The organism is Streptomyces canus (assembly GCF_041435015.1).
In the GTDB taxonomy this organism is placed as follows: domain Bacteria; phylum Actinomycetota; class Actinomycetes; order Streptomycetales; family Streptomycetaceae; genus Streptomyces; species Streptomyces canus_G.
The window spans coordinates 2,650,790-2,675,975 of sequence record NZ_CP107989.1; the positions used below are offsets into that span (position 1 = coordinate 2,650,790).

The 25,186-nt window shown below is 69.6% G+C and carries 16 protein-coding genes and 1 pseudogene; 4 read left to right on the forward strand and 13 right to left on the reverse strand.

Features of this window, described 5'->3' with window-relative positions; translation table 11 throughout:
• Positions 1-60 precede the first annotated feature (60 nt).
• Entirely contained in the window at positions 61-3,789 is a 3,729-nt protein-coding gene (locus OG841_RS11760) for a GH92 family glycosyl hydrolase (protein WP_371570659.1), read from the forward strand.
• A gap of 20 nt (positions 3,790-3,809) precedes the next feature.
• Complete coding sequence (locus OG841_RS11765; RefSeq protein WP_371564817.1) at positions 3,810-5,759, forward strand: alpha-glucuronidase; 1,950 nt, start codon at positions 3,810-3,812, stop codon at positions 5,757-5,759.
• Here the strand turns inward: OG841_RS11765 and OG841_RS11770 are convergent.
• From OG841_RS11770 to OG841_RS11795, 6 genes and pseudogenes are all read right to left on the reverse strand, one after another.
• Positions 5,753-7,762: pseudogene (locus OG841_RS11770) on the reverse strand (beta-galactosidase). The gene OG841_RS11765 and the pseudogene OG841_RS11770 overlap by 7 nt on opposite strands.
• Positions 7,759-8,463 (reverse strand): hypothetical protein, encoded by a 705-nt coding sequence (locus tag OG841_RS11775; protein WP_371564820.1) that lies wholly within the window; start codon positions 8,461-8,463, stop codon positions 7,759-7,761. The pseudogene OG841_RS11770 and the gene OG841_RS11775 overlap by 4 nt, the downstream one beginning before the upstream one ends.
• A gap of 14 nt (positions 8,464-8,477) precedes the next feature.
• Positions 8,478-8,663 carry a hypothetical protein gene (locus OG841_RS11780; protein WP_328641448.1) on the reverse strand — a complete coding sequence of 62 codons (186 nt, stop codon included), beginning with the start codon at positions 8,661-8,663 and terminating at the stop codon, positions 8,478-8,480.
• Positions 8,660-10,315: an ABC transporter substrate-binding protein gene (locus tag OG841_RS11785; protein ID WP_328641447.1), complete on the reverse strand. Its 1,656-nt coding sequence runs from the start codon at positions 10,313-10,315 to the stop codon at positions 8,660-8,662. Before OG841_RS11785 ends, OG841_RS11780 begins: the two co-directional genes overlap by 4 nt.
• 190 nt (positions 10,316-10,505) lie before the next feature.
• Complete coding sequence (locus tag OG841_RS11790) at positions 10,506-11,378, reverse strand: carbohydrate ABC transporter permease (RefSeq protein WP_328641446.1); 873 nt, start codon at positions 11,376-11,378, stop codon at positions 10,506-10,508.
• Positions 11,372-12,352, reverse strand: a complete 981-nt coding sequence (locus OG841_RS11795) for an ABC transporter permease (protein ID WP_328641445.1) — start codon at positions 12,350-12,352, stop codon at positions 11,372-11,374. Before OG841_RS11795 ends, OG841_RS11790 begins: the two co-directional genes overlap by 7 nt.
• Before the next feature lie 203 nt (positions 12,353-12,555).
• On the opposite strand from OG841_RS11795, the gene OG841_RS11800 reads away from it, so the two are divergent.
• Positions 12,556-13,569: an acetylxylan esterase gene (locus OG841_RS11800; RefSeq protein WP_371564827.1), complete on the forward strand. Its 1,014-nt coding sequence runs from the start codon at positions 12,556-12,558 to the stop codon at positions 13,567-13,569.
• Here OG841_RS11800 and OG841_RS11805 read toward each other — a convergent pair.
• The 7 genes from OG841_RS11805 to acnA form a co-directional block, all read right to left on the reverse strand.
• On the reverse strand, positions 13,550-16,822 hold the full coding sequence (locus OG841_RS11805; RefSeq protein ID WP_371564831.1) for a GH92 family glycosyl hydrolase: 3,273 nt from the start codon (positions 16,820-16,822) through the stop codon (positions 13,550-13,552). The genes OG841_RS11800 and OG841_RS11805 overlap by 20 nt on opposite strands.
• Positions 16,823-17,176: 354 nt before the next feature.
• Positions 17,177-18,241 (reverse strand): lytic polysaccharide monooxygenase auxiliary activity family 9 protein, encoded by a 1,065-nt coding sequence (locus OG841_RS11810; protein ID WP_371564835.1) that lies wholly within the window; start codon positions 18,239-18,241, stop codon positions 17,177-17,179.
• Between the two features lie 197 nt (positions 18,242-18,438).
• Entirely contained in the window at positions 18,439-19,020 is a 582-nt protein-coding gene (locus OG841_RS11815; RefSeq protein ID WP_371564842.1) for an HD domain-containing protein, read from the reverse strand.
• A 171-nt stretch (positions 19,021-19,191) separates the two neighbouring features.
• Positions 19,192-19,515 (reverse strand): outer membrane protein assembly factor BamB family protein, encoded by a 324-nt coding sequence (locus OG841_RS11820; RefSeq protein ID WP_328641440.1) that lies wholly within the window; start codon positions 19,513-19,515, stop codon positions 19,192-19,194.
• Positions 19,516-19,531: 16 nt separating this feature from the next.
• Positions 19,532-21,037: a sensor histidine kinase gene (locus OG841_RS11825; RefSeq protein ID WP_371564845.1), complete on the reverse strand. Its 1,506-nt coding sequence runs from the start codon at positions 21,035-21,037 to the stop codon at positions 19,532-19,534.
• Positions 21,034-21,759 (reverse strand): response regulator transcription factor, encoded by a 726-nt coding sequence (locus OG841_RS11830; RefSeq protein ID WP_365115533.1) that lies wholly within the window; start codon positions 21,757-21,759, stop codon positions 21,034-21,036. The genes OG841_RS11825 and OG841_RS11830 overlap by 4 nt, the downstream gene beginning before the upstream one ends.
• A 138-nt stretch (positions 21,760-21,897) precedes the next feature.
• Entirely contained in the window at positions 21,898-24,615 is a 2,718-nt protein-coding gene (gene acnA / locus OG841_RS11835; RefSeq protein ID WP_328641437.1) for an aconitate hydratase AcnA, read from the reverse strand.
• 314 nt (positions 24,616-24,929) lie between these two features.
• Here acnA and OG841_RS11840 point away from each other — a divergent pair, with 314 nt between their 5' ends.
• Entirely contained in the window at positions 24,930-25,130 is a 201-nt protein-coding gene (locus tag OG841_RS11840; RefSeq protein ID WP_057611210.1) for a DUF4236 domain-containing protein, read from the forward strand.
• Positions 25,131-25,186 lie beyond the last annotated feature (56 nt).

The window sequence follows — 25,186 nt, forward strand, 5'->3', positions numbered from 1 at the left end:
GCTCGGTACAGAACTCGGCTCAGACGTAGTGCGGCGGTCGTGATCACGGCCGCCTTTTGCGTGACCGTGGGCTCGCAGGGCGCGGCGGTGGCCCTGCCCGAGGCCGCGGCCCGGGCGGACCGGGGGTTCACCTCCTCTTTCGAGGCCGGCGAACCGGCGCCCGACTGGACCAGCAGCGTCGACGGCGACCGGGCCTCCGGCGTCGACGGCGGCTACAGCACCGGCATCCCGGGCAATGTCACCGACCAGGTCACGGACGTCCGGGCGAGCGCCGAGAACACCGGCGGCGGCGAGGTGAAGGAGAACCTCGTCGACGGCGAGCCCAGTACCAAGTGGCTGGCCTTCGAGTCCACCGGCTGGGCCGAGTTCGACCTGGCCAAGCCGCTCAAGGTCGTCACCTACGCGCTGACCTCGGCCAATGACGTCGCCGAGCGTGATCCCAGGGACTGGACGCTGAAGGGCTCGACGGACGGCAAGGACTGGAAGACCCTCGACACCCGATCCGGCGAATCGTTCGACGAACGGTTCCGGACAAAGTCGTACGACATCGCGGATCCGGCCGAATACCAGCACTTCCGGCTCGAGATCACGAAGAACAACGGCGCCTCCGGCATCCTCCAGCTGGCCGATGTGCAGCTGTCCACGGGCGGCGGCGAGGGGCCGGTGCCGCCGGACATGCTCTCGCTGGTCGACCGCGGGCCGAGCGGATCGCCCACCGCGAAGGCGGGCGCCGGATTCACCGGAAAGAGAGCCCTGCGTTACGCCGGACGGCACACCTCGGACGGGCGGGCGTACTCGTCCAACAAGGTCTTCGACGTGAACGTGGCGGTGGATCCGCTGACCCGGCTGTCGTACCGGATCTTCCCGTCGATGGCGGACGGCGACCGGGACTACGACGCCACGAACGTATCCGTGGACCTGGCCTTCACCGACGGCACCTTCCTGAGCGAGCTCGGGGCGCGTGACCAGCACGGATTCGCGCTGTCGCCCCAGGGGCAGGGCGCCGCCAAGGTGCTCTACGTCAACCAGTGGAACAACGTGGCCTCGCGGATCGGGTCGGTCGCGGCCGGGAAGACCGTCGACCGGATCCTCGTCGCGTACGACTCCCCGAGTGGGCCGGCGAAGTTCCGGGGCTGGCTGGACGACGTGACGCTGGAGCGGGCCGCGCCGGAGAAGCCGAAGGCGCATCTGTCGGACTACGCGCTCGCCACCCGCGGCACCCACTCCAGCGGCGGCTTCTCGCGCGGCAACGACTTCCCGGCCACGGCCGTCCCGCACGGCTTCAACTTCTGGACGCCGGTGACCAACGCGTCCTCGCTGAGCTGGCTCTATGACTACGCCCGCGCCAACAACGCGGACAATCTGCCGACGGTTCAGGCGTTCAGCGCGAGCCACGAACCGAGTCCGTGGATGGGCGACCGGCAGACCTTCCAGGTGATGCCGTCGGCCGCCCCGGGCACTCCGGACACCGGCCGTGAGGCGCGGGAGCTGGCGTTCCGGCACGAGAACGAGACGGCGCGGCCGTACTACTACGGGGTGCGGTTCGAGAACGGGCTGAAGGCGGAGATGACGCCGACCGACCACGCGGCGGCCCTGCGCTTCACCTACCCGGGCGACGACGCGAGCGTGCTCTTCGACAACGTGACGGACCAGGCGGGGCTGACGCTCGACCAGGACGCCGGGGTGATCACCGGGTACTCGGACGTGAAGTCCGGCCTGTCCACCGGGGCGACCCGGCTCTTCGTGTACGGCGTCTTCGACAAGCCGGTGACGGACGGTTCCGCCGGCGGGGTCAAGGGCTATCTGCGCTTCGACGCCGGTGCGGACCGGACCGTCACCCTGCGGCTCGCGACCTCGCTCATCAGTCTCGACCAGGCGAAGGACAACCTGCGCCAGGAGATCCCGGACGGCACGTCCTTCGAGACGGTCCGGGACCGGGCCCTGCGGCAGTGGGACAGGCTGCTGGGCAAGGTCGAGGTGGAAGGCGCCACGCAGGACCAGCTGACCACGCTCTACTCCAGCCTGTACCGGCTGTACCTGTATCCCAACTCGGGCTTCGAGAAGGTCGGTTCGACCTACCAGTACGCCTCTCCCTTCTCCCCGATGCCGGGCCCCGACACGCCGACGCACACCGGGGCGAAGATCGTGGACGGCAAGGTGTACGTCAACAACGGTTTCTGGGACACCTATCGGACGACGTGGCCGGCGTACTCGCTGCTGACGCCCTCTCAGGCCGGCGAGATGGTCGACGGGTTCGTCCAGCAGTACAAGGACGGCGGCTGGACCTCGCGCTGGTCATCCCCCGGGTACGCGGACCTGATGACCGGCACCTCCTCGGACGTCGCCTTCGCGGACGCGTACGTCAAGGGCGTCGACTTCGACGCGAAGTCGGCGTACGACGCGGCCCTGAAGAACGCGACCGTCGTGCCCCCGTCGTCCGGCGTGGGCCGCAAGGGCATGGAGACCTCGCCCTTCCTCGGCTACACCGGCACCGACACCCACGAGGGTCTGTCCTGGGCGCTGGAGGGCTACCTCAACGACTACGGCATCGCGCGGATGGGACAGGCGCTCTACGCGAAGACCGGCGAGAAGCGCTACAAGGAGGAGTCGGAGTACTTCCTCAACCGGGCCCGCGACTACGTGAACCTCTTCGACTCGAGGGCCGGGTTCTTCCAGGGCCGGGACGCCGACGGCAACTGGCGTGTGCAGTCGGCGAGTTACGACCCGCGGGTGTGGGGCTACGACTACACCGAGACCAACGGCTGGGGCTACGCCTTCACCGCCCCGCAGGACAGCCGGGGCCTCGCCAACCTGTACGGCGGCCGCTCCGGGCTCGCGGAGAAGCTGGACGAGTACTTCGCGACCCCCGAGACGGCCTCGCCGGACTTCGTCGGCTCCTACGGCGGGGTCATCCACGAGATGACGGAGGCGCGGGACGTCCGGATGGGCATGTACGGGCACTCCAACCAGGTCGCCCACCACGTCAACTACATGTACGACGCGGCCGGTCAGCCGTGGAAGACGCAGCGCAACGTCCGTGAGGTGCTGTCCCGGTTGTACGTCGGCAGCGAGATCGGGCAGGGCTATCACGGTGACGAGGACAACGGCGAGCAGTCGGCCTGGTATCTGTTCTCGGCGCTGGGCTTCTACCCGTTGGTGATGGGCAGCGGCGAATACGCGGTCGGCTCCCCGCTGTTCACCAAGGCCACGGTCCATCTGGAGAACGGGCGGGACCTGGTGGTCAGGGCGCCCGAGAACAGCGCGCGGAACGTGTATGTGCAGCGACTGAAGGTCAACGGCCGTGCGTGGAAGTCGACTTCACTGCCGCACTCCCTGCTGGCTCGCGGTGGTGTCCTGGACTTCGACATGGGTCCCCGTCCGTCGAAGTGGGGCACGGGGAAGAACGCGGCTCCGGTGTCGATCACCCAGGACGACGAGGTGCCCACGCCGCGCGCGGACGTGCTCGTCGGTGACGGGGCGTTGTTCGACAACACCTCGGCGACGGACGCGGCCGTGACCTCGGTGGATCTGCCGGTGTCCCAGCAGGTCAAGGGCGTCCAGTACACGGTGACGTCGTCCTCGGACCACACGAAGGCGCCGAGCGGCTGGATCCTCCAGGGCTCGGACGACGGAACCAAGTGGAAGACCCTGGACCGGCGGTCCGGGCAGTCCTTCGCATGGGACCGGCAGACACGGGCGTTCACCGTGAGGTCTCCGGGTACGTACGGGAAGTACCGCCTGGTGCTCGACAACGAGGCGGTGGTGGCTGAAGTCGAACTGCTCGCCTGAGCAGCAGCGTTGGGGGTCTCATGCAGGGTGTCGATCCGGCCTGGCTGCCGGACGGGGCGTTCCGGCCGATCGGCACCCGGCGGACCCTGATCCGTGGCTCGGGTCCACTGGTGGACACGGTCCACGGTGAGGTGGCCAGGGCCTGCGAGCGGTTCGGAGGGAGCGTCTCGCGTGAACCCGGGTCGTACGACCTGGTGTTGGAGCTGGACGGTGACGACGGCACCGAGGGGTTCGTGTACGAGCGGGGTGACGGGTGTACGACCGTCACCGCGTCCGGCGCGCGCGGACTGCTGTACGGGTTCTTCCATGTCGTACGGCTCGGCGAGACGGCGTTCCTCGACGATGTTCGACGCGTTTCGCATCGGCCCGAGTCGGCGCTGCGGATGCTCGATCACTGGGACAACGTGGCCGTGCATCCGGTCATGGGGCAGGTGGAGCGCGGGTACGCCGGCGGGTCACTGTTCTGGGAGGACGGGCGGGCGCGTGGGGACCTGGAGCGGGTGCGGGCCTATGGCAGGCTGCTGGCGGCCTGCGGGATCAACGCCGTGGCCGTCAACAACGTCAACGTGCACGCGGCCGAGGCACGGCTGCTGACCGACCGGATCGGTGAAGTGGCGGACGTCGCGGGCGCGTTGCGGCCGTACGGCATCCGGACGCATCTGTCGGTCACCTTCGCCGCGCCGGTCGTACTGGGCGGGCTGGCGAGCGCGGATCCGCTGGAGGAGTCGGTGCGGGCGTGGTGGGCCGGGGCGGCCGCCCGGGTGTACGCGGCGATCCCCGACTTCGGCGGGTTCGTGGTGAAGGCAGACTCCGAGGGACAGCCGGGCCCGTTCACGTACGGGCGCAGTCACGCGGACGGCGCGAACATGCTCGCCGCCGCGCTCGCGCCGCACGGCGGTACGGTCCACTGGCGGGCCTTCGTCTACGACCACCACCAGGACTGGCGGGACCGCTCGACGGACCGGGCACGGGCCGCGTACGACCATTTCGTTCCGCTGGACGGGGAGTTCGCCGACAACGCCGTCCTCCAGGTCAAGCACGGGCCCATGGACTTCCAGGTGCGGGAGCCGGTCTCCCCGCTGATCGGGGCGATGCCCGGCACCCGGTTGGCCGTGGAGCTGCAGGCGACGCAGGAGTACACCGGGCAGCAGCGGCATGTGTGCTGGCTGGGGCCGATGTGGAGCGAGGTGCTGCGGTTCGGGATCGCCGGGGAGTCTTCCGTGGGCGCGCTGGCGCGTGGCGGGCTCGTCGCCGTGGCGAACGTCGGGGACGATCCGTTCTGGACGGGTCATCCGCTGGCTCAGGCGAACCTGTACACCTTCGGCCGGCTGGCCTGGGATCCGGACGCCGACCCGCATCGCGTCCTCGACGAGTGGATCCGGCTCACCTTCGCACCCGGGCCCGGGCCCGGGCTCGCGGCGGGACTGCGCTCGGTTCTGGACGGCTCGTGGCGGACGTACGAGAAGTACACCGCTCCCCTCGGTGTGGGGTTCATGGTCCAGCCGGGGCACCACTACGGGCCGAGCGTCGACGGCTATGAGTACAGCCCCTGGGGCACCTATCACTTCGCCGACCGCGACGGCGTCGGTGTCGACAGGAGCCTGGCGAGCGGGACCGGGTACGCGGGGCAGTACGCGAAGCCCTGGGCCGACGTGTACGAATCGCCTCACTCGTGCCCCGACGAGCTGCTGTTGTTCTTCCACCACGTGTCGTACGGGCACAGGCTGCACAGCGGCAAGACGGTGATCCAACACATCTACGACACGCACTTCGAGGGCGTGACGGAGGTCGAGGCAGCCCGGGAGCGATGGGCCTCGCTGGTGGACCTCGTGGACCCGGCGTGTCACGCACGGGTGGCGGAGCGGTTCGAGGAGCAGCTCCGCAGCGCCCGCGAGTGGCGCGATCAGGTCAACAGCTCCTTCTTCCGGAAGTCGGGGGTGGCGGACGAGCGGGGGCGGACGATCTACTGAGCACGGAGTACGGCGACGCCCAGCTGGTCGAGGGGGAGAGGGGCGCCCGCCTCCACCTTCTTGCCGCTGAGCAGGTCGGACGCCGTGGTGTGGGCCGTCAGGTCGGCCGGCTGTGCGGAGTGGTTGAGGAGGAAGAGCAGGCGGGTTCCGTCGGGGGCGATCCGGGCGGCCGTCTCCAGGCCCTCGTGGTCGGCGTACGGACCGATGAGGTCGTGGCGGGACAGGACGCGGCGGACCACCTGGTCGACGCCCGGCTGGTCGAGGGCGGTGGCGACGTACCAGCCCTCGCCCCGCCCGTAGGCGTTGCGGGTGACGGCGGGGGTCCCCGCGTAGAAGTCGCAGCCGTAGGTGGCGACCGTCTCGGCACCCCGAAGCTGCACGATCTCGAAGACGAGCCGTCCTGCTGAGGCGAGCTCGGGGACGGGCTGGGCGAACTCCGCCCCGCGGGAGTCCCATTCGTCGATCCGGATGCCCATGAGCGGGGCGAGCGGACCGGGGACGTCGGTGAGGAAGGCACGGTCGTGTGCGTCGACGCGGCCGGAGAGGAAGGTGGCCAGGACCGTGCCGCCGCGTTCCGCCACCGCTTCGAGGCGGGCGGCGAGGTCGCCCTTGACCATGTGCAGGACGGGGGCGAGGACCACGTCGTACGGGGTGAGGTCGGCGGTGTGCGGGACGACGTCCACGTCGGCGCCGGCCTCGCGGGCTGCCCGGTAGTAGGCGTGGACCACCTCCTGGTACTTCACCAGCCGCGAGGGGCCGTCGGAGATCTCCAGGGCCTACCAGCTGTCCCAGTCGAAGAGCAGGGCCGTGCGGGCGGGAGTGCGGGCGCCGAGGGTCGCGTCGCCGAGCGTCTCCAACTCCGCGCCCAGTGCGGCCACTTCCCTGAACACCCGGGTGTCGTCGCGGCCCGCGTGGCCGATGACCGCCCCGTGGTACTTCTCGCAGGCTCCGCGGGAGGCGCGCATCTGGAAGTAGAGGGCCGCGTCGGCGCCGTGGGCGATGGCCTGGAAGGTGGCCAGGCGCAACTCCCCCGGTCTGCGCAGGGGGTTGACATCACGGCAGGCCGTCGTGGACGGGGTCTGCTCCATGAGCCAGAAGGGGGCCCCGTCCTTGAGGCCGCGCATCAGGTCGTGGGCCAGGGCGGGCCAGGTCGGCGGGGCGTCCAGGGGCGGGTAGCTGTCCCAGGACGCGAAGTCGAGGTGGGGTGCCCAGCGGTGGTAGTCGAGGGGGCGAAACATGCCCATGAAGTTGGTCGTGACGGGGATGACCTGATCATGGGTGCGGATCACCTCCTTCTCGGCGAGGAAACAGCCGAGCAGCGCGTCGGTGGTGAAGCGGAAGTAGTCGAGCGTGATGCCCTGGAAGGCGGTGTGGTCCGGGCCCCGCCAGTGCTCGGTGAGGGCGCTGGGCGGTTCGACCTCCTCGAAGGAGGTGTAGCGGTGCGACCAGAAGGTCGTCCACCAGGCGTCGTTGAGGGCGTCGAGGGTGACGTACTTGTTCCGCAGCCAGTCGCGGAACGCGTCGGCACACAGCGCGCAGTAACAGACGCCGCCGTACTCGTTGTTGATGTGCCAGGCGAGCAACGCCGAGTGCCTCGCGTACCGTTCGGCGAGCCGTTCCGCCATCGCGGTGGCGAGTCCGCGGTACGCCGGTGAGCTGGGGCAGAAGTTGTGGCGCTGGCCGTAGCGGTGGCGGCGCCCCTCGAAGTCGGTACGGTTCGCCTCGGGGTACGCCTTGGCCAGCCAGGGCGGCAGGGCTGCCGTGCCCGTGGCCAGACAGACCTGTCGGCCCTCGGCCGCCGCCCGGTCGAGGACGCGGTCGAGGACCGCGAAGTCGTAGGTGTCCTCGGCGGGTTGGGTGAGCGACCAGGAGAAGACGCCCACGGTGAGGGTGTCGATGCCGGCCCGGGTGAACAGTCGGTGGTCCGCGTCCCAGAACTCCTGTGGCCACTGCTCGGGGTTGTAGTCGCCGCCGTACGGGATCTTGGAGCTCGACGGGCTCATGCGGTGAAGTCCTCCTGGGTCTCGGCGATCACCGGACGGCTGCTGTGCAGCAGGGACAGCAGCAGCGGGGCGGCGAGCAGCGCGGGCAGGGCCTCGGTCAGTACGGCGGTACCGGCGGCGGTCAGGACGAGCAGCGAGGCGGCGCCGAGCGTGGCGCTGACGTGCCGGAACAGGAAGTGTCCTGCGAGGCGTGCGGTGTCCCTCGCCCGGAAGGCGAACAGGGCGGTGAGGACCAGCGCGTGCGCGCCCCAGAGCAGGGAGCCGAGGCCGATCGCCGCGAGCAGCACCGCCCACCAGCCGGGCAGGCCGGAGGCGGTGAAGTGGGTCAGCGTGAAGGCGATGACCGTCAGCCAGGCCAGCAGGGGTGCCCACAGCTTCAGGGAGGGGACGGCGTTGAGGCGCCAGCCGCGCCAGTAGGCGCGGGCCGGGTGGAGCTCGGTGAGGTCGCGGTCGCGGTGCCGGAGGGCGTACAGGGCGGCGGCCGTCGCCGGGCCGAGGGGCAGCAGGCATACGGCGGCGAGGGGGAGGTTGGCGGGGGCGGGGCCCAGCAGGAGCAGACCCGCGAGGCCCGGCGAGGCGGCGACGAGAAGCAGGGCCTCGACGGTGACCAGGGTGTGGATGAGGGCGGCGGCGCGGGAGAGGGAGCCGGTGCCGAAGGAGGGAGCGGCGGAGGCGCCGGGGTGAGAGTTCGCTCCGCTCACGCCACTCGCGCCGCTCACCGCGGCCCCGTCCCCAGCAGTCGGCGTTCGTCCCACCACTCCGGTGCCTCCTCCACGACCGGGTCACCGCCACGAGCGTGATCTCGTGGCGGGCACGGCGTCAGGTCCAGTACGGTCCGGTCGTCCTCCACCGGCACCCGCAGGTGCTGCCGACCGGGCTCGGCGGGGACGCGGAGGATCACCCGTTCTCCTTCTTGAACCGGTCGTGCGCCTTGTTGTGCAGGTCGACGAGTTGCTGCATGTTCTTCGCTTTCAACTCGCCCACGAACGCGTCCCATTCGGACATCGGGCGTTTGCCGAGCACGAACTGGAGGGTGTTCTGGATGGCGTGGTCCTTGAGCGGGGTGTCCCAGAGGGTCGCCTGTTCCTGCTCGAAGGACTGCAGCGGGTGGGCCGGGTCGACGGGCAGTTCCTTGCGCTGGGACATGACGTCCTGGAACTTCTTCTCGTCCGGGCCGAAGTTGGAGGACACCAGCTCCCAGCTGCCGCCGTAGGTGAACACGCCGTTGAAGAAGCCGAAGTCCTTCTGGAGGTCCTTCGGGGCGCTCGGGTCGGAGCCCATCAGTGAGATCCCGGGCTTCAGCGTGTACGTGCCGCCGGACTCGGTGTAGGTGACGCCCTCCACGCCCCACTTGCAGAACTTCTGGCCCTCGTCGGAGTACCAGAGCCAGTCCACGAACTGCATCATCGCGACGAAGTCGGAACTCTTGAGGGCCTTGCTGGAGATCATGACGCCGTTCTCCAGCCGGATCCCGCTCAGCAGGATCGGACCGGCCGGACCCAGGGGCACCGGGACCATCTCGATCTTCGAGCCCTTGACCTGCTTGCCCAGGTTGTAGCGGTAGTTCTGCACCAGTTCCTGCGGATTGGCGCTGATCACATAGGACTTCTCGGCCAGCAGCTTCTGCACGGCCTGGTCGTCCTGCTGGGTGAAGCTCTCGGGGTCCAGCAGCTTCTCGGCGACGATCTTTCTCAGGTACTCGATCATCTGCCGGTAGGCGTCCTGGGCCGCGGTGAAGACGAACTTCTGCGCCTTGGTGTCGAAGCTGATGTTGTCGTACGTCCACCCCGCCTTGACGCCGTACGCCTGGCCGAGGTAGCTGAACAACGCGCCGCACGGGAACGGGGTGTTGGTACTCCAGCGGTCGGTCCAGGGGTATGTGTCGGGGTACTCCGCCTTGAGCGCCTTGAGGACGTCGTAGACCTCGTCCCAGGTCGTCGGCAGGGCCAGTCCGTGCTTGTCGAGGATGTCCGTGCGGAAGGACAGCGAGTAGCCGGCCTTGGGCCTCTCATGCAGCCCTGGCAGCAGGTAGTACTTGCCGTCGGACTGGCGGATGGAGTCGAGCTCGGGCTCCAGACTCCACTTCTTCACCTTGTCGCGGAAGTTGGGCATCAGGTCGACGTACTCGCTGACCGGGAGGATCGCGCCCGAGGACACGAACGCCACCTCCGCGGGGTGGTACGTCTTCGGGATCAGGAAGGGTGCGTCACCCGCGCCTATGAGGACGCTGCGCTTCTTCTCGTAGTCGGCCAGCGGGACGTCGAGGGGTTTGACCGTGATGCCGGTGCGCTTGGTGACCTCCTTCCAGAACAGCCAGTTGCTCTTGAGGGGGTAGACCGGGTTGTCGTTGTGCAGCATGGAGAAGGACAGCGCCTTGGTGGCCTTGAACTGCTGGCCGGCCCGGTACTCCTTCATCGCGCCGTTCTGCTTCTTGGAAAGGTCCTTGGAGTCGCCTCCGTCCTCGCCGCCACCGCAGCCGGTGAGGGTGGCGAGGCCGACAAGGCCTGCGGCGGCGAGGACTTGGCGCCGTGACAGTTGTCCACCGTTCATCACTCAGATCCTCCTGGTCCTGGGGACACGGTTGTGGTTGGTGCCGACCGGGCTGCCTGCGACGCCGTGGCGGCATCGGGTGGGCCGGCCGTGCGGTCCCGCCGCCTGCGGCCGACGGGTCACCGCCGGGAGGGTGCGCACGGTCGAGACGGAGCAGGACACTTCGGTGCCGCGCCGGTGGGCCGGCACGCCGTCAGCCCTTGACCGCGCCGAGCATCACGCCCGAGACGAAGTAGCGCTGGACGAACGGGTACACGCAGATGATCGGCAGCGCGGTGAGCACGATCGTGACCGCCTGGATGCTCGCGCCGACCTGGCTGAGTTCCGCGGTGCCGGCGCCGGCGTTGCCGCCGCCGGTGGCGCCCGCGATGAGATTGCGCAGATAGACGGTGACCGGCATCAGGTCGGAGTGGTCCATGTAGAGGAACGCGCTGAACCAGGAGTTCCAGAAGGACACCGTGTAGAAGAGCACCATGGTCGCCACCACCGCCTTGGACAGCGGCAGCACGATCCTGAGCAGGATGCCGTAGGTGCTCAGGCCGTCGATCTGCGCGGCCTCCTCCAGCTCGGCCGGCAGGCTCTCGAAGAAGGCCTTCATCACCAGCAGGTTGAAGACGCTGATCGCGTTGGGCAGCGCGATCGCCCAGACGCTGTTCTTCAGTCCGAGCTCGGTGACCAGGATGTAGTGGGGGATCAGGCCGCCGGTGAAGAACATCGTGAACACGGCGATGCCGACGAGCAGCCCGCGCCCCCTGAGGTGCTTCTTCGACAGGACGTAGGCGTAACAGGTCGTCAGGACCATGGCCACGACGGTCGACACGACCGTGTAGAAGACGGTGTTGCCGTAGTTCCGCCAGAACATCGAGTCCTGGAACACGATCCGGTACGTGGTGAGGTTGAACCCCTTGGGCCACAGGGTCACTTCACCGGCCCGGATCTGCCGCTCGCCGCTGAAGGACCGAGCGACGATGTTGACGAAGGGATAGAGGGTCACCACCACGACGAGGGTGAGGATCACCCCGTTGACGCCCTGGAAGACCCGGTGGGAACGGCTCGGCTTCACCACAGGCTGGTCCCCACTGTGCGGCGCGCGAGCGTGTTGGCGGTGGTGATCAGGACCAGGCCGATGACCGCCTCGAACAGCCCGATGGCGGCGGCGTAGCTGAAGCTGTTGGATTCGACGCCGACCCGGTACACATACGTCGAGATCACGTCGGCGGTCGGGTAGGTCAGCGGGTTGTACAGGAGCAGGACCTTCTCGAAGCCGACCGCCATGAACGTGCCGACGTTGAGGATCAGCAGCGTGATCATGGTGGGGCGGATGCCGGGCAGGGTGACGTGCCAGATCTGCCGCCAGCGATTGGCTCCGTCGATGCGCGCGGCCTCGTACAGGTCCTCGTCGATGGTGGTGAGCGCGGCGAGGTAGAGGATCGTGCCCCAGCCCGCGGTCTGCCAGATCTCCGAGCCGACGTAGATCGTGCGGAACCAGCCGGGTTCCTGGATGAAGCGGATCTCGTCGTGGCCCAGCCGTCCGAGGGCGTGGTTGACCGGACCGTCCGTGGCGAGCATCTGCAGGGTGAGGCCCGCGACGATCACGATCGACAGGAAGTGCGGAAGGTATGACACCGACTGCACGAACCGCTTCAGGGAGCGCCGGCGCACCTCGTTCAGCAGCAGGGCGAGGACGATCGGGATCGGGAAGCAGAACACGAGCGTGAGCCCGCCGAGCCACAGGGTGTTGCGGAACACCTGCCAGAAGGTGGGGTCGCTGAGGAACATGCGCACATAGCGCAGCCCCACCCAGTCCTCCCCGAACATCGAGCCGCCGGGCTCGAAGCGCCGGAACGCGATCACGTTGCCGATCATCGGCAGATAGCGGAAGACCAGGAAGAACAGCAGCGGCAGGACCGCCAGCGAGTACAGCTGCCAGTCGCGACGCAGAGCCCGGCGCCATCCGCTGCGCGGCGCCGGGCGGGTGACTGTTCCGGGCGGTTCCTCGATGCCGGGTGGTGGAGAGGCCGACTTGACGGATGTGCTCATGCTCGGTCCTCTCAGACGGAGGCACGGAACCGAAACTTTCGAGCTCTTACCGGTAACTGCGCGGCAACTTAGAGGCACGAAGAAAGCGCTGTCAATGGGTCTGACGTGAGATACCTGAGGCACGTGTGGGGTATGACAGTGAGGCCAAGACCCAGCGCCGTCCGCAACTTTCACCGTCTGGACCGACTCATGCGAGGTGTCCTGTGCCCGCGTTCGACCTGTCGATGAGGGAGCTGGAGCGGTACCGTCCCGAGGTCCGGGAGCCCCCGGATTTCGACGGGTTCTGGCGGGAGACCCTCAAAGAGTCGGCGCAGCGGGACGTGTTGGCGTCGGTGCACCCGGCGGAGAGCGGACTGCGGCTGACGCGGACCTGGGACGTGACCTTCCGCGGCTTCGCCGGCGATCCGGTGCGCGCCTGGTACAGCAGACCGGCCGGGGTGGGCGAGCCCCTGCCCGCGGTCGTCGAGTACGCCGGTTACGGCCGCGGGCGCGGCCTGCCACACGAGCGGCTGACCTGGGTGAACGCCGGGTACGCGCATCTTCTGATGGACAACCGCGGGCAGGGTGACCAGTACGGCAACGGCGGGGCCACCCCCGACCCGCACGCCTTCGCACCGGGCGGCCCGGGACCGGCGGCCCGTGGTCTGCTCGACCCCCGCGCCTACCACTACCGGCGGCTGATCACGGACGCGGCGCGCGCGGTGGCCGCTGTGCGCGCCCTGCCGGGTGTGGACGCGTCCCAGGTCGCGGCCGTCGGCAACAGCCAGGGCGGCGGGCTGGCCCTGGCCGTCGCGGGACTGGTGCCGGACCTGTCGGCGGTCCTGGTCACCGCGCCTTTCCTGTGCGACATCCGACGGGCCCTGGATCTGACCGACGCGAGTCCGTACGGCGAGATCAGCGCGTACCTCTCCGTGCACCGGGGCACGCAGGAGGCCGCGTACCGCACCCTCGCCTACATGGAGGGCGTCTCCTTCGCACGGCGCGCCGCCGCCCCGGCCCACTTCGGGGTCGGCCTGCGTGACACGGTGTGCCCGCCGAGCGGGGCGTACGCGGCCTTCAACCGCTACGGCGAGCTGACCGGCGCGGACCCCCGCAAGGAGATCCACGCCTATCCGTACAACGGCCACGAGGGAGGCGACGCGGTCCACGTACGGCGCCAACTCGACTGGCTGGGCGAGCTGTTGGAGCCCGGTACGGTCAGCTCGCAGCCAGGGTGAACACGTGCAGATCCGTGTTGTTCGGCAGCTGCACGCCGACGATGCTCTTCCCTTCCGGTGCCTTGAACGGCTTCGTGGCGAAGACGTACGTCGCGACCGGGTCCCGGTCCGCGCCCGCGACGTTGCGATAGGCGGCCCGGGCGACGACCTCGTTGCCGTACTGGACGGTGCCGCCCCCGCCACCGACCGTCCAGTCGGTGAAGGCGAGCTCGATCGTGCCGGTGCTGCCGTCGGTGTAGGTGACCGTGGCCTGACCCTGCTGGTTGCCGTTCACGGCGCTGCCGATGAAGGACAACTGGTCGGCCGGTGAGGTCAGTTGGATGGTCCGGCCGGATGCCGTCGCGTTGTCGGGCCGGCCACTCGGCGAGTTCGGCCAGGTGAAGGTCAGGCCGTTCACCGTGCCCTGCCGGCCCGGGGTGAGCCCTGCCGCCGCGAGCGCCTGACGGGAGTAGCTCCAGCCGCCACCGTCGAAGTCGGCCTCGTCGTGGTCGCCTGAGTCGTCCGAGATCCCGGTGTTGTCGTAGGCGGCGAGGAGGGTGCCGGGTGCGGCCACCGTGAGGGACACCGGCTGCTGGTACGCGGTGTCGTCCGAGGTGACGGCGATCGTGACGTCGTAGAAGCCCTGCTCGGTGCGCTCGGTGGAGCTCAGGGTGATCTCCTGGGAGCCGTCGACCACCGTGCCCTCGCTCGGAGTTGCCGTGATGCCCTCGGGTGCCTCGACGCGGAAGCGGACCTCCGGGCCCGTGCCGTCGCCGCTCAGCGACAGCGCGCGGACGCCGACCTTCGTGCTGCCACCCGGCGCGATCGTCGCCGTGGTCGGGCCGACACCGATCTGGTACGGCTGCTCGCCCTCGCGGAACGACGGCGGAGCCGCGCCCGCTCCCCAGGCCGGGGCCGGCTCGGTGGACAGGGTGTAGTCCAGCCGGCCGCCGTCCCGCACGAAGGAGGCGGGGAGCCAGGCGGCCTGGCTGGTCCGGCCGTTGACCTTCAGGCCGTGGACGTACGGCGCGTCGGCGGCCGCGCCCTCCGCGCGGACGGAGATGTCGTTTCCGGAGGGCCGGGTGATCTCGATGCGCGGGAACAGCGGTGAGGCGAGGACCAGTTCGGACCGGGACGGCACCTGGGGGTACATGCCGAGCGCGGAGAAGACGTACCAGGCGGACATCGCGCCGAGGTCGTCGTTGCCGGGGATGCCGCCCGGCCGGGTCGACCAGAGCTGCCGCATGGCGGCGCGGACGGTCTGCTGTGTCTTGTACGGGGCACCCGCGTAGGCGTACAGGTAGGGGACGTTGATCGACGGCTCGTTGTCCAGCTCGGACTTCTCACCGCCGTTGCCCGTGAAGGCCCAGTCTCCCGTGTCGTCGTGGAAGAAGGTGTCCAGGCGGGCGAGAGCCTTGTCGCGGCCGCCCATCGCGGCGAACAGGCCCGCCGGGTCGTGCTGGACCATCCAGGTGTACTGGGCCGCCGTCCCCTCGACGAAGCCGTTGCCGGTGGCCGGGGTGAAGCCGGTGACCCAACTGCCGTCCGCCTTGCGGTTGGCGATGTAGCCGCCGCCCGCATCGGCGGCGATGTTGAAGTTGTTCTGCCACCACTGGGATCGCTTGGAGAAGGCGGACGCCGTCCCCTTCTCCCCTGCCGCGCGGGCCAGTTGGGAGAGCGCGAAGTCGGCGCCGGACATCTCCAGGGTCTCGGCGGCGCCTCCCCAGGCATTGGAGACGGACGGCATGTAGTGCAGCTTCAGGTATGTGTCGAGGGAGGGGCGCTGACCGACGGACAGCACCGGCTTCCCGGCCGGCGACCGGTCCTGTTCCGTCGGGACCGTGGCCGCCTCGACGAGCGAGTCCAGTGCGCCGCGCAGGTCGAAGTCGGTGCCGCCGAAGGCGTGGATGCCGGCCAGGGCGATCGGTGAGGGGTCGCCGTTCATGACGTGGGTGCCGCCGGCGCCGTGCAGCCAGCGGTCCCACACGCCGCCGTTCTGCCGGGCCAGTTCGTACAGGGACTGCGCCACGTCCGAGCCGGTGCGCGCGTCGAGCAGGGTCAGCAACTGCACCTGGCCGCGGTAGACGTCCCAGCCGGAGAAGGTGCCGTACTGGGCGCGGTGCCCGCGGGCGACGCGGTGCACCTCGTCGTCGCTCCCCCGGTATCTGCCGTCGGCGTCGCTGATGACGTTGGGGTGGAGGTGGGCGTGGTAGAGCGCGGTGTAGAAGGTGGTGCGTTCGTCGTCGGTGCCACCGCCGACGCGGATCGCCCGCAGTCGTTCGCGCCAGGCGCGGCGGGCCGCGTCGCGCACCGAGTCGAAGGAGCGCCGGGGCGGGTTCTCGGCGGCGAGGTTGGCCTCGGCGCCCGCCCGGCTGACGTACGAGATACCGATCTTGACGCCCACCTGCTCGGTGCCGGGTGCGAACCGGACGTACCCGCCCGCCCCCTTGCCCGCCACGGGACGCCCGCCCTGCGAGAAGCCGCCCGTGCCACCGGACGCCTCCAGCGCGCCGGGGCTGAGCCTGTCGTCCTGCCAGGTACCCGTGGCCGTGAAGGGACGGTCGAAGAGTGCGGTGAAGTGGACGGTGTAGTAGGCGCGTCGGCCTTCGGGGTCGAGGTAGCCGCAGAAGTTGCCGGAGGTGACCGAGCCGGAGACCGTCCGGGTCGCCGGGTCGATCTCGACCGTCGAATCGGTCGAGCCCACCTCGGAGTTGGCGGTCCTGAACAGCAGCGAGGCGGGCTTGTCGGCAGGGTAGGTGAAGCGGGCCGAGCCAGTGCGGGCGGTGGCGGTGAGGTCGGCGGTGACACCGGAGGCGAGGCCCACCCGGTAGTGGCCGGGCTCAGCGGTCTCGTCGGCGTGACGGAAGTCGGCCGCGTACACCGCGTCCTTGGTGTCGCTCGCCGGGGACGAGGTGACCTCGCCGGCGAACGGGAAGAGCGGGATGTCGCCGCTGCCGCCCGCGCAGCCCGTGCCGGACATGTGGGTGAGGCTGAAGCCGCGGACGCGGGTGGCGCCGTACAGGTAACCGCCGGGAGCCGCGGTCCGGGTGGCGTCGCCGCGGGTGTTCTCGGGACTGAAGGAGAACATGCCGAAGGGGGTGACGGCGCCGGGAAAGACGTTGCCGCCGTTCTCCGTGCCGATGAGCGGGTTCACGTGGGCGGTCGGGTCGCCGACGAGAGGGGGTGGCGCGGCGGGCGCCGCGAGGGCGGCGGGGGTGGCACCGGTGACCGCGAGTACGGCCGCCAGCAGCAGGGACGTGGGACGGAAACGCATGACGCGGCCCCTCCTCCTTCGGACGGGTCGCGCACCACAGGTCGCACAAGCCGCTGGGACAGTAACGTGCGCCACGCGTATCACGGAAGACCGCGTACGGCCGGAGGAGCGCGCGAGGGGATCACCCGGGCGGTCCCTCCGATTGCCCCAACTGAGTTGACATCGTTGTCCGTTGACGCGGTAGAGTCATGTACAGACCACTCGACAACGTTGTCGCGCGTCGCGTCGTCACAAGCCATGCACCATCCGCGTCGGCCACCACCCCCCTGCGCCGACCCGGCTCGCGGACCCGGTGGTGCCCAGCCCCACCGGGTCCGCCCTGAGCGGAAGGTTCGAGCGCGTTCTGACGGTGACTCAGCCGACCTGACAGGGAAGGGTCGTGGCCGTGTCGCCTCCGGCGCCGGTGACGACGTAACCGAACGTCGTACTCTGCCCCGGACTCAGCGAGCCGTTCCAGTTGGCGTTGTGGACCATCACGTCCTGGCCGGTGTAGGTGGCGTTGCCGTTCCAGAGACTGTCGACCTTCTGGCCGGTCGGCAGGGCCCAGTCGACCATCCAGCCCAGCATCGGGACGTCGCCGGAGTTGGTGACGGTCACCTCGGACTGGTAGCCGCCGCTCCAACTGCCCGTGGTCTTGCGGGTGGCCATGCAGGTGCCGGGCACCGGTTCGGTCGGGTTGCCCGGCTCGTGGATGCCGGTGACCTCGCCGTTGCCGCCGTCGAAGACGACGTCGGAGCAGGAGTAGAAGGTCTCCGCGCTGTCCGAACGCTGCCAGACCATGTAGATGATGTGGCGACCGGACTTGTTCGCCGGAAGCTGCCCGGTCCAGGAGTAGTTGGCCTCGACCGTGCCCGGACTGCCGTTGAGCGGCGGGTGGTCGACGCTGAGGAACGGCTGGGCCTCCATGTCGTCCCAGGTGAGGGTCTTCTTCGGGTCGAAGCCGTCCTTGGTGACGTAGACGTAGAACCAACCCGGGTGCGCGGCCCAGGCGTTGTAGGAGAAGTCGACCGTCTTGCCCGAGGTGAGGTGGGTGAGCGGCCAGTCGTCGCGGGCGGCGTTGAAGCCGGTGAAGTTGGTGTTGCCGCCGCTGCACAGCTCGCCGTCCGGCACGAAGCCGCGGGTGCGGCCGGCGCCGTCCGAGCGGAGCACGGAGAACCAGTTGTAGAACGGCGTGGTGCCGCTGACCGCCTGCGCGTTCTTGCAGGCCGGGTTGACCGGCTTGATCTCGCCGGTGTCGGTCAGCGCGTCCTGCCAGCACAGGAAGGTGCGGCTGGCGGGCTTCATCGGGGTGCCGTGGGCCTCGGCCTTGCCGCCGGCCGTGAGGACGAGGCTGAGGGCGGGGATGGTGGCGAGCAGGGAGACGAGGACCAGGAAGAGGGCTCTGGGGCGGGTCACCCTCGATAACTTTGTCAGGATCATGACATTCCAGTCCGTTCCTTGAGGTACGGGCCGTTGCGGGTGTGTGAGATGCCGTGGGGTGGGGGCGGCACGCGGGCGGGTTCCGGTCCGTCCACATGGGAGCGCTCCCACCCCACGTGTTGCGGAACGTAGCGCGAACCGGGGCGACTGTAAACAGCTGACGCTCCTTCATCTGTACGATCACGCGCGGGCGGCGGTCACACCGGGTGGGCCGCCTGGAAGGCCAGCCGCTCCTGCGCGCCTTCTCCTACGGCCGTCAGCGCGTCGTCGAGGTCCAGGAACTCCTCCCAGACGGGCCGCCCGCCCACCTCGGCCAGCCGCCTGACCACGAGGTCCTCCAGCTCCGGCACCCGCTTGTTCTTCCAGATCTTGTCGGCGACGCTGACGATCAGGTCCTCGAGACCGATGTCCGGAAGGGTCCAGCTCGCGTGGGTGGCGGCGAAGCGGGCGAGTTCGGGGGCTGTGCCGTGGGCGAGGAGGAGCTCGCGGCCGGCCTCCTCGTGTACGGAGCCGGGGCCGGAGAGCTCGCGGACGTGCACGGCCTTGCCCACGTCGTGCGTCGCGGCCCCGAACAGCACCGCCTCACGGTCGAGTGCGAGCGCCGGGTACCGCTGGGCCAGCCACTCGACGAGCTCGTACGCCACGTCGTGCACGAGTCTCAGGTGGGCCGCCAGCCGGGGCGGGGCGGAGAGGGTCCGGAGGAGGTGAGCCGCCTCGTCGGGGAGGGGGCGGGGGCCGGGGTCGTGGAGGGCGCGGTGGAGGAGTTCGGGGGTGGTCACGCGGTAAGGGTAGGAGTGGGGGCGGACCTTGGGGGGGGCGGCGCAGGGAAGGGGCCGGGGCGACTCCCGGGAGCGGTCGGATGAGCGGGCGTCGCGGTGGTGGGGCTTGGTCGGGTCCCATCGGGGGCTCACGGCATCGCGGCATACGGTGGCGGACCCGGACGGTGCCCCCTACGGGGCCGACAAGACACCCCAAACAGCTTTCGGGTCAACAGCTGCCCGGAGTCCTCGCTCAAGCGGGCCGCACAGGGTGCCGGCCGACGACTTGGCCGGGGTTCGCCACCGTTCCTTGCCGGTGGCGAGGTCGAGGGCGATGAACGACTTCGCGGTGTCCGGCGCCGTCAGGACACCGCCGTCGAACAGGGTCACGGGGTGACTCGCGTCGACGTCACGGGCCCAGATCCGCTGTCCGGTGGCCGCGTCCAGCGCTGTCACCCGCTGGTCGGCGTAGACCTCGTCGGGCTGCTCGTAGGTGTAGACGATGCCGTTCCGCACGCCGAGGGGCAAAGCGCTACACCGAGGCCGGACTTCCTGTGACCGCTCGCTCCTCCAAGCCGGCCTCCGTGGCCCTCGGGAGTTCGATCGTGAACTCCGTGCGGCCCGGGGTGCTGTTCACCTGGATGTGGCCGCCGTGGGCGCCCGTGATGGCCGCCGCGATGGCCAACCCGAGCCCGGATCCGCCGGACTTGGCGTCGGCGCGGGAGCGGGACGTGTCCGCTCGGGTGAAGCGTTCGAAGACGATGGGGAGGAGGGCGGGCGGGATGCCCGGGCCGTTGTCGCGGACTCGGATCACGCGGCGCTCGTCCGTCGACTCCACCGACGCCACCACCCTCGTGCCCGCCGGCGTGTGCATCCTCGCGTTGGACAGCAGGTTGGCCACCACCTGGTGCAGGCGGGCCTCGTCGCCGGTGACCAACGCCGGTGCGTCCAGGCTCAGTTCGAGCTGCCAGTCATGGCCGCCGGCTGCCGCCCGCGCGTCCCACACCGCCTCCGCGACCAGCGCCGCCAGGTCGACCTCGCGGGACTGAAGAGGGCGGCCCTCGTCGAGGCGGGCGAGCAGGAGCAGGTCCTCCACCAGACCCGTCATCCGCGCCGACTCCGCCGAGACCCGGCGCCAGGCCAGCACCGGTTCGATCCGATCGGTGCCGCGGTTCATCAGCTCGGCGTAGCCGGCGATCGAGGCGAGGGGCGTACGGAGTTCGTGGCTGGCGTCGGCCAGGAACCGCCGCATGCGCTCCTCGCTGCGCTGCCGTTCGGCGAGGGAGGACTCCACGTGGTCGAGCAGATGGTTGAGCGCGGCGCCGACCTGGCCGGCCTCGCTGCCGGGGTCGGTGTCCCGTTCCGGCACCCGGGTCAGGCCGGTGACCTGGCCGTGTCCGAGCGGGGCGCGGGAGACCTCGGAAGCGGTGGCGGCGACGCGGCCGAGGGGGCGCAGTTGCCGTCGTATGACCACCGTGCAGACGCAGCCGGCGGCGGCGAGCCCGGCCACGGCGACGCCTGTCTCGATCATCACGAGTCCGCTGATCATGTCCTGGACGTCGTCCATGGGCAAGCCGGCGAGGACCCGGACGCCTCCGTCCACGAGGACGGTGACCCGATAGGTGCCGAGGCCGGGCACGGTCCTGGTGTGCATCGCGCCGTCGGCCCGCGTCCCGGCCAGAGCGGCGCGCTGGTCGGTGCCGAGGTTCTGGATGGGGGCGTCCTGGACGACGACGGCCGCGGAGACGATGGTGCCGTCCGCGTCGAGCCGGGCGGCGAGCATTCCGGCGGGCTGCCCGCTCTCCCTCAGGAACGTCAGATCGTCCTGGAGGTCCTGGTGCAACGAGGCCCCGCCCAGGGCCCGTTCGGCGGTGTCGAGGACGCGGTCGTCCAGGTTGCCCATCAGATAGGCGTGCTGGAAGAGCGTGGTGATCAGGCCCATCGCGACACAGACGACGACCAGCGTGGCAGTGACGAAGACGAGCAGGCGGGTACGGATGGACCGGGTGGGCATCCTCGCGTTCGATCGCCGGCTCATCTCCCGTCCTCCGCGGCCCTGATGGCGTACCCGAGGCCGCGCACGGTGCGGATCATCGGTGCCCGTCCCTTGTCGATCTTCCTGCGCAGACTGGAGATGTAGACCTCGACGAGATTGCCGCCGCCGTCGAAGGAGCTGCTCCAGACGTGGTCGAGGATCTGCGCCTTGCTGAGCACCTGGCGTGGATGGCCGAGCAGCAGACCGAGCAGGTCGAACTCCTTCGCGGTGAGCTGGACGGGCACACCCGCCCGGCGCACTTCGCGGGTGTCCCCGGTCATCACGAGGTCGCCGAGCACGTGGACGGAGTCGTCGCTGCGGCCGTCTCGCGACGCCGCCCGGCGCAGTAGTCCGCGCAGCCGCAGCACGACCTCCTCCAGGGAGAAGGGCTTGGTGACGTAGTCGTCGGCGCCCGCCTCCAGGCAGTCCAGGCGGTGTTCGAGGGCGTCGCGGGCGGTGAGCATGAGGACGGGCAGCTTCGGGTTCTCCTGGCGCAGCCGGCGCAGCACCTGGAGGCCGTCCAAGTCGGGCAGCATCCCGTCGAGCACGACGGCGTGCGGTGCGCAGCCGCGCGCCGTGCTCAGTGCGCTGCGCCCGTCGAGCGCCGGATAGGGACGCCAGCCCGCCTCGGTGACGGCGACGGACAGCACTTCGTTGAGTGCGGGCTCGTCGTCGACGATGAGGACTCTTGCGCGGCCGGTTCGGGACCCGGAGGTGCCAGTCATGTACCGATCGTGTCCCCGTGGGCTGAGGGAATCCTGTGTTCCACCTGAGGGTGGGTGATGACCTGCGGCGGTGGGGTACGGCGAAGGGCCGCACCCCCGTCACCGGGTGGGGTGCGGCCCTCAGGCGCCCGAAAGGACTTACTTGCGGATCAGGCTGCGCAGCACGTACTGCATGATGCCGCCGTTGCGGTAGTAGTCGGCCTCACCGGGGGTGTCGATGCGGACGACCGCGTCGAACTCCACGCCCGTGTCGGTGGTGACCTTGACCGTGCGCGGCGTGGTGCCGTTGTTGAGCTCCTCGACACCGGTGAAGGAGAAGGTCTCCTCGCCGGTCAGGCCGAGGGACTCGGCGCTCGCGCCCTCCGGGAACTGCAGCGGCAGGACGCCCATGCCGATGAGGTTCGAGCGGTGGATGCGCTCGTACGACTCGGCGATGACGGCCTTGACGCCGAGGAGCGCGGTGCCCTTGGCGGCCCAGTCGCGGGACGAGCCGGAGCCGTACTCCTTGCCGGCCAGGATGGCCAGCGGGGTGCCCTGCTCGATGTAGTTGCGGGAGGCGTCGTAGATGAACGACACCGGACCGCCGTCCTGGGTGAAGTCGCGGGTGTAGCCGCCTTCCGTCCCCGGCGCGATCTGGTTGCGCAGGCGGATGTTGGCGAACGTGCCGCGGATCATGACCTCGTGGTTGCCTCGGCGGGAGCCGTAGGAGTTGAAGTCACGACGCTCCACACCGTGCTCGGTGAGGTACTTGCCGGCCGGGGTGTCGGCCTTGATGGCACCGGCGGGCGAGATGTGGTCCGTCGTCACCGAGTCGCCCAGCTTGGCGAGCACGCGGGCGCCGGTGATGTCGGAGACCGGGGTGGTCTCCATCGTCATGCCCTCGAAGTACGGGGGCTTGCGGACGTACGTCGACTCCGCGTCCCACTCGAAGGTGTTGCCGGTCGGGATCGGCAGCGCCTGCCACTGGGCGTCGCCCGCGAAGACGTCGGCGTAGGACTTGTTGAACATGTCCTCGCCGATGGCGTTCGCCACGACGTCGTTGACCTCGGCCTCGGAGGGCCAGATGTCCTTGAGGTAGACCGGGTTGCCGTCCTGGTCGATGCCCAGGGCGTCCTTGGTGATGTCCACCTTCATGGAGCCGGCGAGGGCGTACGCGACGACCAGCGGCGGGGACGCCAGGTAGTTCATCTTGACGTCGGGGTTGATCCGGCCCTCGAAGTTCCGGTTGCCGGAGAGGACCGACGTGACCGCGAGGTCGTGGTCGTTGACGGCCTTGGAGACCTCCTCCGGCAGCGGGCCGGAGTTGCCGATGCAGGTGGTGCAGCCGTAGCCGACGAGGTTGAAGCCGACCTTGTCGAGGTAGGGGGTGAGCCCCGCCTTGTCGAAGTAGTCGGTGACGACCTTGGAGCCCGGGGCGAGGGTGGTCTTGACCCACGGCTTGCGGGTCAGGCCCTTCTCCACGGCCTTCTTCGCGACGAGCGCGGCGGCGACCATGACGTACGGGTTGGAGGTGTTGGTGCAGGAGGTGATGGCCGCGACCGTCACCGCACCGTGGTCGACCTCGTACGTCGAGCCGTCGGGAGCGGTCACGGTGACCGGGTTGGACGGGGCGCCGTTCGGGGCGACGGCCGGGGCGTCGGAGGCCGGGAAGGACTCCTGGCCGGCCTCGTCCACGCTGTCGACGTAGTTGCGGACGTCGACCTTGAACTGCTCGGCGGCGTTGGCGAGGACGATGCGGTCCTGCGGGCGCTTCGGGCCGGCGATGGAGGGGACGACCGTGGAGAGGTCGAGCTCCAGCTTCTCGGAGAAGTCCGGCTCGGCCTTCGGGTCCAGCCAGAGACCCTGCTCCTTGGCGTACGCCTCGACGAGCGCGAGCTGCTGCTCGGAGCGGCCCGTGAGCTTGAGGTACTTGATGGTCTCGTCGTCGATCGGGAAGATCGCGGCGGTCGAGCCGAACTCCGGCGACATGTTGCCGATGGTGGCGCGGTTCGCGAGGGAGGTGGCGGCCACACCCTCGCCGTAGAACTCGACGAACTTGCCGACCACGCCGTGCTTGCGGAGCATCTCGGTGATGGTCAGCACGAGGTCGGTGGCGGTGGTGCCGGGCTTGAGCTCACCGGTCAGCTTGAAGCCGACGACGCGCGGGATGAGCATGGAGACCGGCTGGCCGAGCATCGCGGCCTCGGCCTCGATGCCGCCGACGCCCCAGCCCAGCACACCCAGGCCGTTGACCATGGTGGTGTGGGAGTCGGTGCCGACGAGGGTGTCGGGGTAGGCCTGGCCGTTACGGACCATGACCGTGCGCGCCAGGTGCTCGATGTTCACCTGGTGGACGATGCCGGTGCCGGGCGGGACGACCTTGAAGTCGTCGAAGGCCGTCTGGCCCCAGCGCAGGAACTGGTAGCGCTCGCGGTTGCGGCCGTACTCCAGCTCGACGTTCTGCGCGAAGGCCTCGTTGGTGCCGAACTTGTCGGCGATGACGGAGTGGTCGATGACCAGCTCGGCCGGGGAGAGCGGGTTGACCTTCGCCGGGTCGCCGCCGAGCTCCTTCACGGCCTCACGCATGGTGGCGAGGTCGACGACACAGGGCACGCCGGTGAAGTCCTGCATGATCACGCGGGCCGGCGTGAACTGGATCTCCTGCGACGGCTGGGCCTGGGAGTCCCAGCCGCCGAGGGCGCGGATGTGGTCGGCGGTGATGTTCGCGCCGTCCTCGGTACGGAGCAGGTTCTCCAGGAGAACCTTGAGGCTGTACGGAAGGCGGGCCGAGCCCTCCACCTTGTCCAGCCGGAAGATCTCGTACGACTCGTCGCCCACGCTCAGCGTGGCGCGGGCGTCGAAGCTGTTCGCCGACACGACAGTCTCCTTCATTTTTGTGCGCTTACCGCCGCATCCTGCCGCCACGCCGTCTTGGCCGATCCGCTAAGGTAAGGCTAAGTTAGGTATGCCTTACTGCCAGACCCAGCGAAAGCGTGCGACTGCGGTACGCCTCGGCAGATATCTCGATGTCGAGATAACTCTAGTACATGAGGCCGGGATGGTCATGCCCGGCTTCCCTGTGATGTCCGCCGCCACGGTGCCCGGGTCGGCGCGGTCGCGGTCATCAGTTCGCCAAGTCGGGGTATGCGGAGGGAGTTGGGAGCACCAGACCGACCCGAGGGGAGACCCACATGGGCCTCACGTTCCGCAAGAGTTTCCGGATCCTGCCCGGCGTGCGGCTGAACATCAACCGGCACTCCTGGTCCATCACCACCGGCGGCGGCAAGCACGGCCCGCGACACACCCACAGCAGCACGGGACGTCGTACGACATCGATGGATCTGCCCGGGCCTTTCGGGTGGCGTCGCACCCGTACCGCCAAGCGCCACTGAGGTCTCCTCAGGTCCGCGGGGGCCCCTCACTCGAATGGACTCCCCGGAATGCGCCA

Bases quoted from the DNA above. Each gene is read 5' to 3' on its own strand.
- OG841_RS11765 (WP_371564817.1), top strand. From the start codon at position 3,810: ATGCAGGGTGTCGATCCGGCCTGGCTGCCGGACGGGGCGTTCCGGCCG.
- OG841_RS11795 (WP_328641445.1), bottom strand. From the start codon at position 12,352: ATGAGCACATCCGTCAAGTCGGCCTCTCCACCACCCGGCATCGAGGAA.
- OG841_RS11805 (WP_371564831.1), bottom strand. From the start codon at position 16,822: ATGCGTTTCCGTCCCACGTCCCTGCTGCTGGCGGCCGTACTCGCGGTC.
- OG841_RS11810 (WP_371564835.1), bottom strand. From the start codon at position 18,241: ATGATCCTGACAAAGTTATCGAGGGTGACCCGCCCCAGAGCCCTCTTC.
- OG841_RS11825 (WP_371564845.1), bottom strand. From the start codon at position 21,037: ATGAGCCGGCGATCGAACGCGAGGATGCCCACCCGGTCCATCCGTACC.
- OG841_RS11830 (WP_365115533.1), bottom strand. From the start codon at position 21,759: ATGACTGGCACCTCCGGGTCCCGAACCGGCCGCGCAAGAGTCCTCATC.
- OG841_RS11840 (WP_057611210.1), top strand. From the start codon at position 24,930: ATGGGCCTCACGTTCCGCAAGAGTTTCCGGATCCTGCCCGGCGTGCGG.